This is a genomic window from Kribbella monticola, assembly GCF_003261635.1.
GTDB classification, from domain to species: domain Bacteria; phylum Actinomycetota; class Actinomycetes; order Propionibacteriales; family Kribbellaceae; genus Kribbella; species Kribbella monticola.
Genome location: NZ_QFXK01000030.1, coordinates 390908 through 403042, shown reverse-complemented (window position 1 = coordinate 403042; position 12135 = coordinate 390908). Strand labels below are relative to the sequence as shown.

The 12135-nt window shown below is 68.0% G+C and carries 12 protein-coding genes; 6 read left to right on the top strand and 6 right to left on the bottom strand.

What is annotated here, in order from left to right:
- The first annotated feature begins 88 nt into the window (after nucleotides 1-88).
- Nucleotides 89-1054 carry a glycerophosphodiester phosphodiesterase family protein gene (locus tag DIZ26_RS18280; protein ID WP_112242894.1) on the top strand — a complete coding sequence of 322 codons (966 nt, stop codon included), beginning with the start codon at nucleotides 89-91 and terminating at the stop codon, nucleotides 1052-1054.
- Here DIZ26_RS18280 and DIZ26_RS18275 read toward each other — a convergent pair.
- The 4 genes from DIZ26_RS18275 to DIZ26_RS18260 form a co-directional block, all read right to left on the bottom strand.
- Nucleotides 1051-2322 (bottom strand): M48 family metalloprotease, encoded by a 1272-nt coding sequence (locus tag DIZ26_RS18275; protein ID WP_112243409.1) that lies wholly within the window; start codon nucleotides 2320-2322, stop codon nucleotides 1051-1053. The genes DIZ26_RS18280 and DIZ26_RS18275 overlap by 4 nt on opposite strands.
- Before the next feature lie 72 nt (nucleotides 2323-2394).
- Complete coding sequence (locus tag DIZ26_RS37915; RefSeq protein ID WP_198676150.1) at nucleotides 2395-2595, bottom strand: hypothetical protein; 201 nt, start codon at nucleotides 2593-2595, stop codon at nucleotides 2395-2397.
- Complete coding sequence (locus DIZ26_RS18265; protein ID WP_112242891.1) at nucleotides 2592-2915, bottom strand: PspC domain-containing protein; 324 nt, start codon at nucleotides 2913-2915, stop codon at nucleotides 2592-2594. The genes DIZ26_RS37915 and DIZ26_RS18265 overlap by 4 nt, the downstream gene beginning before the upstream one ends.
- Nucleotides 2916-3037: 122 nt before the next feature.
- Nucleotides 3038-3601, bottom strand: coding sequence for a GNAT family N-acetyltransferase (locus tag DIZ26_RS18260; RefSeq protein WP_112242889.1), 564 nt, complete (start codon nucleotides 3599-3601; stop codon nucleotides 3038-3040).
- 268 nt (nucleotides 3602-3869) lie between these two features.
- On the opposite strand from DIZ26_RS18260, the gene groL reads away from it, so the two are divergent.
- The 5 genes from groL (at nucleotide 3870) to cutA (ending at nucleotide 9742) form a co-directional block, all read left to right on the top strand.
- On the top strand, nucleotides 3870-5495 hold the full coding sequence (groL, locus tag DIZ26_RS18255; protein WP_112242887.1) for a chaperonin GroEL: 1626 nt from the start codon (nucleotides 3870-3872) through the stop codon (nucleotides 5493-5495).
- 317 nt (nucleotides 5496-5812) lie between these two features.
- Nucleotides 5813-6745, top strand: coding sequence for a GNAT family N-acetyltransferase (locus DIZ26_RS18250; protein WP_112242885.1), 933 nt, complete (start codon nucleotides 5813-5815; stop codon nucleotides 6743-6745).
- Between the two features lie 128 nt (nucleotides 6746-6873).
- A complete protein-coding gene (locus DIZ26_RS18245) occupies nucleotides 6874-7314 on the top strand; it encodes a hypothetical protein (protein ID WP_112242884.1) in 441 nt (146 codons plus the stop codon).
- 28 nt (nucleotides 7315-7342) lie between these two features.
- A complete protein-coding gene (locus DIZ26_RS18240; protein WP_112242882.1) occupies nucleotides 7343-9295 on the top strand; it encodes a S9 family peptidase in 1953 nt (650 codons plus the stop codon).
- 126 nt (nucleotides 9296-9421) lie between these two features.
- Entirely contained in the window at nucleotides 9422-9742 is a 321-nt protein-coding gene (gene cutA / locus DIZ26_RS18235; protein WP_112242880.1) for a divalent-cation tolerance protein CutA, read from the top strand.
- Between the two features lie 389 nt (nucleotides 9743-10131).
- Here the strand turns inward: cutA and DIZ26_RS18230 are convergent, their stop codons facing one another.
- Complete coding sequence (locus DIZ26_RS18230; RefSeq protein ID WP_112242878.1) at nucleotides 10132-10842, bottom strand: FHA domain-containing protein; 711 nt, start codon at nucleotides 10840-10842, stop codon at nucleotides 10132-10134.
- Nucleotides 10839-12116: a vWA domain-containing protein gene (locus DIZ26_RS18225; RefSeq protein WP_112242876.1), complete on the bottom strand. Its 1278-nt coding sequence runs from the start codon at nucleotides 12114-12116 to the stop codon at nucleotides 10839-10841. Before DIZ26_RS18225 ends, DIZ26_RS18230 begins: the two co-directional genes overlap by 4 nt.
- Between the last annotated feature and the right edge of the window lie 19 nt (nucleotides 12117-12135).

Genomic DNA, 12135 nt, shown 5'->3' with positions numbered 1-12135 from the left:
TGCGCTATCGATCTGTTGGTGGCGGAGCTTCATCTTGCGTTGGGCAACGAGTTCCCGGCCCGCCATCTGCACCGCCTGTGCTGGATCCATGCTGGTGATCGCGCATCGTGGAGCGAGTGGCTACCGACCGGAACACACCCCCTCGGCGTACCGCCTGGCGGCCGCGCTGGGGGCCGACTACCTGGAGCCCGACCTGGTCGCCACGCTCGACGGCGTCCTGGTGGCCCGGCACGAGAACGAGATCTCCGGTACGACGGACGTCGCCGACCAGGCGGTGTTCGCGGACCGGCGGATCACCAAGATCGTCGACGGGACGGCCATGACCGGCTGGTTCGTCGAGGACTTCACCTACGAGGAACTCCGCACGCTCCGGGCCAGGGAACGGATGCCGGCGCTGCGGGCGGCCAACACGGCGTACGACGGCCGGGAGCTGATCCCCACCTTCGACGAGGTGGTCGCGCTGGCGCGGCAGGAGTCCGCCAGGCTCGGCCGCCCGATCGGGGTGATCCCGGAGATCAAGCACCCGGCGTACTTCCGGCATCTGGGGTTGCCACTGGAGGAGCTCCTCGCGGAGCGGCTGGCAGCGCTGGGGCTGCACAAGGGCGAGGCGATGGTCCAGTCGTTCGAGCCGACGAGCCTGCGGCGGCTGTCGGTGATGACGAGCGTGCCGCTGGTGCAACTGGTCGACTCCGAGAACGCACCGAACGACTTCCTGCGAACCGGTGACGGCAGGACCTTCCTGGACCTGATCGCACCGTCCGGGCTGCGCGAGATCTCGACGTACGCGCAGGTACTGGCGCCGCACAAAGACCTGGTGATCCCACGCACGGCCAGTGGCGCCTTGGGGGAGCCGACAAAGCTGGTGGATCATGCGCACCGCGCAGGACTGGCTGTGCAGCTCTGGACCTTCCGCGCCGAACGCCGCTTCACCCCCACCGGCCTCGACATGGCCGCCGAACTGGCCCGCTTCGCGGCCACCGGCATAGACGGCGTCTTCGCCGACCACCCCGACATCGCAGTAGCAGCAGCCGCAAGAACAGCAGTCAAGGTCTAGCGCAGCTCAGCCCGCAATTCCTTCAGTACTGCGTCAGCCGTCGGCGCCAGCTCGCGGTCGATGGCGCGGCTCCGGTCATCGGTGAGTACTACGAGCGCGTGCTGTGCGGACCTTGTCCGGATCAGCCTGGTCCGCAGGTACGTCGGTGGGTGAGTGGAGTCGATCCGGGTGTCTCGGAGCCGGCTGACCCGGTTACAGCGCTCGATCTCACGCGCGGGTACGTCGGCGACAGCACGACGTACGGCCTCCAGAGGTTCGATGCCCTGGTCGAAGCGCAGAGACCGCTCGAGCGCGCGGTAGGAAGCGTCGGCGAGCAGCGTCCGCTCGAGTGCCCAGGCGGTCGCGTCCGAGCCGGCGACCTCGGCTGACTTGCGGTCGGCGAGGTACTCGGCTCGCTGGCTGCTCCGCAGGTTCAACTTGCCCAGCAGCCAGGAGCAACTCCGCACGACACCGCCCACGGTGGCGTTGATGATCCTGGTTGCCAGGCTCGCGGGGGTCGGATCCATCCACAGGTCGTGGGCCAGTGCCCGCCGGTACTGGTCCAGCGGCTGCTCGCTGAAGGTGTTCCGCAGTTCGTCGAGCACGGATTCGGCGGAACCGACGACCCAGCCGTGCCGGGCGTCGCCGTTCTTGCCGTGGCCGAGCTCGTGCGCCAAGATCGCGACCCGCTCCTGCGGCCGGAGTCCGGCCCAGAGTGGCAGCCCGAGACCGATCACCGGCCGGAAGCGCCAGCCGACGCGTGCGAAGTAAACGTTGGGATCGGCCTCGACGACCACCGCGGTGACCGGCTTGGTGCCGATGGTCCGAGCGAGTTCATCCAGCAGAGCGAAGAGGGTCGGCGCACTGTCCCGCTGGACGATGTGCGCATCGGGCTCGAGGCGATGCGCTCGCGGCCGCAGCAGGAATGCCAGGCCGAGGGGGATCGCGGCCAGCAGGATGCTCATCCACAGCGGCCGGTAGAAGATCAGTAGGGCAGTTCCGGCCAGCAGCCCGGTCAGCGGAAGCAAGAGGATCAAGCCGGACAGCAGCCAGGCGGCGACGCGGGCGGCATCCCAGCCTGGGCGGTGCAGGTGGCCGTGTTCCAGTTCGCGGTACAGAGTGTCGGCGAGCCGGTGCTCCAGGCGCTGGCGCCAGGCGGGCTCCGGGCGATCAGTCCCGGTCGAGTCGACGTTCCAGTCGCACTTGTCGCACCAGGTGACGTATCGCGGGTTCACGGGGACTTGCTGGGAGCACTGTGGGCAGTGCGTCACCCCGGCTTCGGTCTGCACCGGGGAAGTGTGGCAGTAGTTCTTGTACTGCGGCAGCACGGTGACGGTTTGTCGGGGCCTACCGAGGAACCGTCACCGTGCTTCCAGGGTTCCCGCTGCTGGTTGGGCTGCGGGCCGGTCGACCTGGCGCGGCTGGGCGGGGAGCCCGGCTGGTGCGCCCGGTCGACCGGGCTGGTTGTGCAGTTCGGCCAGCTGTTGCCGGCGCAGCTTGAGCAAGCGTGCGCGGTACTGGCGCCGGCGCCGGGCCAGGTCGGCCCGGACCGCCGGGCTCACGCGGCCGGCGGCTTGTCGTCGTAGATGCGGGCGGCGATGTCGGCCTCCTGGGTCGGCTGCTGCTGGAAGTTCTGCTGAACGTCCTGCCAGACCGCCTTGCCGTCGGCCTCCGGGATCACGATCCAGGCGATCACGTAGCCGAGCAGCGCGGTACCGCCGGTGATCAGGGTGAGTCCGACGATGCCCAGCCGGACCAGCGTCGCGTCGATGTTGAGGTACTCCGCGATGCCGCCGGAGACACCGGAGAGCATCCGCTGGTTGCGCGAGCGGCGAAGGACCTTGCCGGACAGATTCGAGAACGGTGCAGTGGAGTTCGTCATGTCACCAACTGTGCCGCCGCGGACCCCCTCGCCACATCAGGATCCGACCCGACCCACCCCTGACCCGACCCCTGCCCACACCTTCACCCCACCCCTGACGACTTTCGTCATGATCGGCCGGATCAGAGGTCTCGGCTGACCAGGACCCAGGACGGGGAGGTGCGGCTGACTTCCTCGAAGCCGGCGGCCAGGTAGATGGAGAGCGGGCCGCGGTAGAGGCTGGCGGAGGAGATCTTGCCCGTCTGGCCGACGTCGACGGCGCAGGCCTGGAGGGTGGTGGCGCCGTGGGTGCGGGCGAGGTCGATCGCGGCGGTCAGCAGCTCGCCGGCGACTCCCTGGCGGCGATGAGCTACCGGTACTACGAAGCAGGTGACCACCCAGGCCTCGGGGTCGGCACCTCGCCAGTTGGGTGACGCGATCACTCGGGGGTACTCGGCGCGGGGTGCGACGGCGCACCAGCCGACCGGCGTACCGGACTCGTCGCTGGCCAGTACGCCGGGAGGCCGGTCCGAGTGGAGCTGAGCGTGCAAGGCGTCGCGGTGGGTCGCGGGACTGGCATCGGACCATTGCTTGCCGCGGAGCCGGAAGTACTGGCAGAAGCAGCGCGACGGGTCACCGCGCTCGCCCATCACCTGGACCAGATCGTCCCACCGATCGGCCGTCGCGGGACGCACCTTGAGACTCATCGAACCAAGGTAACCGCCGCTCCGCCGATGGTCGCCGGAAGCTGGTGCTGGAGGGGGCTGGCTTGCACTCGGTTGGGGCGAGTGCTAATACTTGGTTAGCACTCGCTGGGTGAGAGTGATAACTCTCGTGCCCAGCAGGTGTGACCATAGACGGCCTCGATGAGGTATCGGAGACGTGGCGGGACGTGACCGCCACGACGACGGTGCCGTCCGTCGCGGGCATCCGGCCGGCTGAACAAAAAACTCGACGCGGGAGGACTCGCGGAGAATGCCCAAGCTGATTTCTTTCAATGAAGAGGCGCGCCGCGGCCTCGAGCGGGGTATGAACACCCTCGCCGACGCCGTCAAGGTGACGCTTGGCCCCAAGGGCCGCAACGTCGTCCTGGAGAAGAAGTGGGGCGCCCCCACGATCACCAACGACGGTGTCTCCATCGCCAAGGAGATCGAGCTCGAGGACCCGTACGAGAAGATCGGGGCCGAGCTCGTCAAGGAAGTTGCCAAGAAGACCGACGACGTCGCTGGTGACGGCACCACCACCGCGACCGTGCTGGCTCAGGCGCTCGTGCGCGAGGGTCTGCGCAACGTCGCCGCCGGCGCCAACCCGATGGGCCTGAAGAAGGGCATCGAGAAGGCTGTCGAGGCCGTCAGCGAGCAGCTGCTCGCGCTGGCGAAGCCGGTCGAGACGCGGGAGCAGATCGCGGCCACCGCCTCGATCTCCGCCGCGGACACCCAGGTCGGCCAGATCATCGCCGAGGCGATGGACAAGGTCGGCAAGGAAGGTGTCATCACCGTCGAGGAGAGCAACACCTTCGGTCTGGAGCTCGAGCTCACCGAGGGCATGCGCTTCGACAAGGGTTACATCTCGCCGTACTTCGTGACGGACACCGAGCGGATGGAAGCGGTCCTCGACGACCCGTACATCCTGATCGTGAACAGCAAGATCTCCAGCATCAAGGACCTGGTCCCGGTGCTGGAGAAGGTGATGCAGACCGGCAAGCCGCTGGCCATCATCGCCGAGGACATCGAGGGCGAGGCCCTGGCGACCCTGGTCGTGAACAAGATCAAGGGCACCTTCAAGACCGTCGCCGTCAAGGCGCCGGGCTTCGGTGACCGCCGCAAGGCGATGCTCGTCGACATCGCCGTCCTGACCGGCGGCGAGGTGATCTCCGAGGAGGTCGGCCTCAAGCTCGACTCCGTCGACCTGGAGCTGCTCGGCCAGGCCCGCAAGATCGTCGTCACCAAGGACGAGACGACCATCGTCGAGGGCACCGGCGACGCCGACCAGATCTCCGGCCGGGTCAACCAGATCCGCGCCGAGATCGAGAAGTCGGACTCCGACTACGACCGCGAGAAGCTGCAGGAGCGGCTGGCCAAGCTGGCCGGTGGCGTTGCGGTGATCAAGGTCGGCGCGGCTACCGAGGTCGAGCTGAAGGAGCGCAAGCACCGCATCGAGGACGCCGTTCGCAACGCGAAGGCGGCCGTCGAGGAGGGCATCGTCGCGGGTGGTGGCGTCGCGCTGCTGCAGGCGTCGGTGATCGCGTTCGAGAAGCTGGAGCTCGAGGGTGACGAGGCCACCGGTGCCGCCATCGTGCGGTCCGCGGTCGAGGCGCCGTTGAAGCAGATCGCCGTGAACGCCGGCCTCGAGGGTGGCGTCGTGGTGGAGAAGGTTCGCAACCTCGAGCCGGGTCACGGTCTGAACGCCGCGACCGGTGAGTACGTGGACCTGATCAAGACCGGCATCATCGACCCGGCCAAGGTCACCCGCTCGGCGCTGCAGAACGCAGCCTCGATCGCGGCGCTGTTCCTGACCACCGAGGCCGTCATCGCCGACAAGCCGGAGAAGGCCTCGGCCGCTCCGGGTGGCGCGCCCGACATGGGCGGCATGGACTTCTGATTTCCTGAAGTCCCGCACGACAACGCAGTACAGCAAGAAGAAGGCGGTCCCGGCTCCGGCCGGGGCCGCCTTTGCGTCGCCCGGCCGGAGCCGGCCGGAGCCGGCCGGAGCTGGGCGGAGCTGGGCGGAGCTTCCCGCGCAGTCCTGACGATTAATCGCTGGACCTCGACCGCGGCAGGGCTCTAAGGTCTGCGACAGCGAGACGATCTCGAGCGGAAGGAGCGACCGATGAAGACCACTGTCTGCATTCCGGCGCGCCTGCCCCGCTCGTTCAGCTCGCACTGAGCGCGGCCGCCGCGCCTCCTTCTGGAGGATTCGTGAAGATCCGCACCACCGTCGAGGCCGACCTCGACTTCATTCGTACCGCGATCACCGAGCAGTCGATCAACACCGTCACCCCCGAGCGATTCAACGAGTACATCGTGTCCGGCTACTACCGGCACGAGTGGTCCTGGGTCGCCGAGCAGGACGGCGAGATCGTTGCCCTCGCCATCTGGTGGGGCATGCCGCAGGCCGAGCATCCGTACAGCATCGACGGCCTGTACGCCGTACCGGGTGTCGACCGTGTCGCTGTCTGGACCGAGCTGATCCGGGCCGGAGCGGCCAGTGTCCCCTCCGGCGGGGACGGACCGGAGTACCACCTCTTCCTTCCCAATGGCTGGCGCGACCAGGCCGACGTGGTGGAGGCGTTCGAGCCCCGGGCCGAGGCGGCCGCGCGGGCCGGGCTTTCCGAGCGCACCGAGCGACTGCGGTACGAATGGCTGCCGGAGTACGGACTGCCGGCGCGGTCGACCCGGCTACGGTTCGAGCCGGGCGACGACGAGGCGTTCCTGGCCGCCTTCCGCCAGGTGATCGAGGGCAGCCTCGATGCGGCGACCGCGCGCGAAGTCGCGAAGGTCGGCGTCGACGGGGCAGCCCGGCAGGACCTGGAGATCTACCAGGAGATGCCGGGGGAGCGTTCCTGGTGGCGCCTCGCGTACGACGAGGCCGGCGCGCTGGTGGGCTTCGGGTTGCCGTCGGCGAACAACGGCGGTCCGGTCGTCGGGTATCTCGGCGTCCTGCCCGAGCACCGCGGTCACCGCTACAGCGATGACCTGCTGGCCGAGATCACCCACCTGCTGGTGGAGACCGGAGCCGACCGGATCAGGGCCGACACCGACCTGACCAACAAGCCGATGGCGGCGAGCTTCGAGCGGACCGGCTACCGCAACCACGCCGTACGGATGGTGTTGTCGTACCCGATCGCCTGACCTGGCGGCCGTCTGCTCCTGGCCGGAAAGAACTTCTCGCCAGGGGCAGACGGCAGCCGATGTGACCCCTATGCTCCCTGACATGTCAGTCACCTCCGGTGATTACCGGAGTCAGGGGAGCCGCTGCGATGCGTGATATCGCGCTGATCCTGCACGTGGTCGCCGGAGTCGTCGCGCTCCTGTTCGGACCACTGGCCATCGTCTTCACCCTCCGTCTTCGCCGGCTCAACTGGGCCGGCGAGAGCTACCACTGGGCCGTCGCGCTGGTCTGCCTGTCGGCGCTGGTGATGGTGCCCTACGACTGGGCCAAGCTCTGGGTGTTCTGGCCGATCGCCGTCGCGACGTACCTCTTCGTGTACTTCGGTCAGCGGGCGGCCGAGGAAGCGGGCGGCCTCTGGTACCGAGGTGTGCTGCGCGGGTACGGCGGCGGCTGGATCGCCTTGTGGACAGCGTTCCTGGTGATCAACGTGCCGGACCACCCGTGGAGCTGGGCCGTTCCGCTCGTGGTCGGCTCGATCCTGGTCGAGTGGCTCTGTTTTCGCCCGGCGGCTGCCTGGACGAGCCAGTAGCTGAACTTGCCGCGAGTTACCGTCGGCTGTGGACTACTCGACGTTCGACGACTTTCTGGCTGTACCGCGCGTCAACAGCCTCGCCCTCTCACCCGACGGAAGCCGCCTGGTGGCGGCGATCGCGGAGTACGACAAAGACGCGAACAAGCTGGTCAGTGCCATCTGGGAGCTCGACCCCAACGGCAGCGCCGAGCCGCGCCGCTTGACGCATTCGGCGGAGGGTGAGAGCCAGCCGGTGTTCGAGCCGGACGGCTCACTCCTGTTCGTCTCCAGTCGCTCGAGCGACGACGGCCCTGCCCTGTGGCGGCTCCCGGTCAGCGGTGAAGCGACGAAGGTGGCCAGTACGCCGGGTGGCATCTCGGCGATCCGAGTGGCAGCCGACGCGGGGACCGCCGTGGTCACCACGAGCGTTATGCCCGGCGCCAAGGATGCCGCTGAGGACAAGGAACTTCGCAAGGCCCGCAAGGACGCCGGGGTCAGCGCGATCCTGCACACCACCTCGCCGGTTCGGTTCTGGGACAGCGAACTCGGCCCGGACGAGACCCGCCTGCAGGTCGTCGGCGAAGGCGGCGAGAAGGATCTGACGCCGGCTCCCGGAAGAGCACTCGACGATGCCGAGTTCACCGTGACACCGGACGGCAAGAGCGTGATCGCGAAGTGGCAGGTCGACCGGGTCGGCTGGCCACGGCCGGTGCTGGTCGCCATCGACACCGAGACGGGCGAGCGGCGTACGCTCGCCGACGCCGAGAACGCCGGCTTCTACGAACCGGCCGTCTCCCACGACGGCCGCTTCGTCGCCTTCACCCGCTGGGTCGACCAGACGCACGACAAGCCGTCGGTGGTCTCGCTGCTGGTGGCCGAGTTGGAGACCGGCGAGACCCGCGACCTGGTCACCGATCCCGACGGCTGGCCGGAGGCGCCCGCCTTCAGTGCCGACGATCGAAGCGTGTTCTTCATCGCCTTCGATCACGGTCACCGCTCGCTGTTCCGGGCCGACATCGCCACCGGCGAGGTCAGCCGGGTGACCACCGAGGGCACGTTCAGCGCAGTACAGGTCTCGCCGGACAACGCATCGCTGTTCGCCATCCGGGCCGCGACCGATGCGCCGCCGCATCCGGTCCGGATCGACCTGGCTTCCGGTGCTGTCACTCGGTTGCTTCCTGCGCCTGAGGCAGAGCTGCCGGGCACCCTTGAGCGAGTCGAGACCACCGCGGCCGACGGGACCACTATCGAAGCCTGGCTGATCCTGCCGCGCAACGCGTCCCCGGCCGAACCGGCTCCACTGCTGCTCTGGATCCACGGCGGCCCGCTGAGTTCCTGGGCCGGCTGGAGCTGGCGATGGAACCCCTGGTTGATGGCGACCAAGGGGTACGCCGTACTGATGCCTGATCCTGCCCTCTCACTCGGGTACGGCGCGCAGATGCTCAAGCGGGCCTGGGATCGCTGGGCCGCCTTGGTCTACGAGGACCTGATGGAGATCACCGACGCCATCGTCGCGCGGCCCGACATCGACGCTGATCGCACCGCCGCGATGGGCGCGTCTTTCGGCGGCTACATGGTGAACTGGATCGCCGGCCAGACCGACCGCTTCAAGTGCCTGATCACCATGGCGGGCAAGTGGAACACGGAGAACTTCTGGGCCACCAGCGACATGCCCGGCTACTTCCGCGCGGAATGGGGCCCGCAGGAGGACTTCCCGGACCGGTACGCCGAACGCTCACCCCGCCGCTTCCTCGACCGGATCACCACGCCCACCCTGATCATCCACGGCACCCTCGACCAACGCGTACCGATCAACCAGACCCTGCACATGTTCACGGACCTCCAGCTGTCCGGCGTCGAGTCGGCCTACCTCTCCTTCCCCGACGAAGCCCACTGGATCCTGAAACCCGGCAACGCCCGAATCTGGCACCAAACAGTCTGGTCCTGGCTAGCCAAACACCTCGACAAGCAGGAGTGGATCAAGCCACCCCTGCTCTGAGCCTGTGGTTCAAACAAGGGACAAGGCTTCAAGGAACAAGAAAACAAAAACGGAAAGATAAGAAAGAAAGATAAGGAGAGCGGCATCGCCCCGGATGGATCGCGCGGGACGACCTAGACTCGCGGCATGTCTGGCTACCTACAGGTCTCGACAGCGACGGCGACCCGTGAAGAAGCGGTACGGCTCGCGGGTTCGGCGGTCAGCGCCGGGCTTGCAGCAGGAGCCCAGGTCGTGGGGCCGGTCGTCTCGGTCTTTTGGCATGAAGGCCAGTACGGCGAGGGTGAGGAGTGGCAGGTGGTCTTGAAGACGACCGAGCATTGTTATGCCGAGCTCGAGGCCTATTTGTTGCAGAACCACTCGTGGGGCAATCCCGAAGTGAGCGCTACGCCGATCACCGCAGGCTCAGCCGGCTATCTGGACTGGCTCGATCGGACGACGAAGAATTAGCCGCGAGCCCGCTCGAGCACAGCCGCGACCTCAGGGCCCCCGAAATGGGACAGACGACTGAGAACACCCCGCAGGCGCTCGCCGGGTCGAACCGAACCGACACCCGAGGCGAGGTCGATAGCGTGCTCAGTGATGTATGCCGCCTGCTCAGGATCGTCGGCATCCATCAGTGCATGGGCAAGCCAGGTGCTGTAGAGGGCCTTGTCACGGGCGTGCGTGTCGTCGTACCGCGACAGGGCCTTGTTCAGCAGCGGAATCGCGCGAGCAGGCCGTAACCCTGGCTGAGGCAGGGCCAGCAGGCAATGCCCGCCACGCGCCCCGCCTCTCTACTTTTTTGTCCTTTCTTTTGTCTTTTGTTTTGTATTTCGTTGTTTTGTCTGTTGGGTGGTTCAGGCCTGGCCGGCTTGTTCTTCGGGGGTTGCCTTGCGGAGTACCAGGCGGGTCCAGGCGCCTACGTAGACGCGGTCGTCGCCGGTTAGTTCGTGGCGTTGGCCTGGGGGGATCGGGTCTTCGGGGAGGGGGTCGGAGGCTTGGCCGACGAAGGTGCCGTTGGAGGACTGGAGGTCCTCGACCCACCAGCGCTGGCCGTCGGTGGTGAGCTGGGCCTGGCGGCGGCTCACGCCGGTGTCGTCGCCGCAGTCGATCTCGGGGGTGATCCCGCGGCTCTTCGACGGCCTGCCGACCAGCACGCTCTTGGCCGTGATCGGGATGACCACCGGCAGCCCGGGGGAGGGGCAGGGGTCGTCGCTCTGCTGTACGGCGTACCAGTCGGGGTCGACCCAGCGTTCGACGACCCAGTCAGCTACCTCTTGCGGCGCGGGTGGCACTGGCGGCGGCGTACCGAGGTCGAGTGGCGAGGCCGGGCGCGGCATCGTGCCGGTGGTGAAGTCGTAGCCACAGTTCTCGCAGAACAAGGCGTCTGCGGCAGCCGGCTCGGAGCAGTTGGGGCACGCCTGGGTCGTCGCCGCCGGTGCCGCCACTGCGGGCGCCGGGACGGACGCTGCAGCCGGGGTGGCCGCGGCGCCGATCGGGAGTCCGCAGACGTCGCAGTAGTCGGTGGAGACGGACGGGTGTCCGCTCGGACAGGTGACTGAGCTCATTTCTTCACCCTGGTGGTCTTGGTGGACGCGGTGTCGAGTGCCATCTCGTCCGCTTTCTCGACGCTGCGCTTGAGTCGCACGGTGCCGGTGTCCTGATCGTCGATCTCGACCACCTTGCGCAGCCGCGAGGTGGCTTCCTCGTTGCCGGTCTGGGCGGCGAGCTGGACCGCGCGGCCGAGCTTGGTGGTCGCGGTCTCGGTGTCACCGGCGGCCTTCGCGGCCAGGCCTTCCTGGATCGCGTCGGCCAACTCCGTCTGGCCGGTGTAGTGCGCGACCTCCGGGCTGATCCGGGTGGTGAGCGCCTCGTCGTTGGACCACAGTGCTTTCACCAGGCCCTGCGCGACGACCTGGTCGCCGACCGCGAGCTGAACCCGGGCGGCGAGCTGCTCCTGCCCGATTCCCTTGGCAGCAAGGCGAATCGCAACGTGGTAGTCGCGCGACTCGTCACCCCAGGAGCCGGTCGGGTACGCACTGGTCAGCGCGTTCACCTCCGTACGCCGGGAGGTCAGATCGTCGACCGTCGGAGCGACTTGGCGCACGAACAGCACCTGTGCGCCCTGCGGAGCCCAGACCCGCATGTCGGCGCCGGCGACACCCTTGCTCATCGCCTGCTTGATCAGCTTGGAGAACTCCGCGGCGAGTTGGTCCGGCGCGGGGATGATGTCGACCGTGCCGAGCAGCGCGGTCGCGATCCGGCGTACCTCGGCGACCTGCCAGTTGACGCCGACACCGCGGCAGTCGCACTGGAACTGACCGGTGACGGCCTCGATCGTCGCGGACAGCACCTCGGGCGTCTCGTGCTGGTTCTCGCCGTCGGTGAGCAGGATCGCGTGCTTCTGCGTCAGCGACGGCACGGTCGCGAAGACCCGGGCGGCGAGCCGCAGCCAGGTGCCCATCGCCGTACCGCCGTCGGCGTAGAAGCGGGCGACGGCGTCCTTGGCGGCCTGCCGGGTGAACTGGTCCATCCTCACCATCACCGGCTCGGGTGACGGCGGGAAGGCGAGCTGGGCCCGGTCGTTGCCGGAGATGACGGCGAACCAGACGCCGTCGAGGATCTGGTCGAGCGCGGTCTGGGCGGCGTACGCCGCGGCCCGGATGCCCTCGGCGCCCATCGAACCGGACGTGTCGACGATGATGATCTCGCCGGCGTCACCGCTGCCGGACTGGCCGGCCGCACCCGCGCCGGTACAGGACACCGTGACGATCGCGTGCACGTCGGTGCCGCCGTCGGGCAGGAACTCGTTCTGGTACACGGTGGCGGAGAACTCGGCCATCTCAGGCGTCCTTTCTACA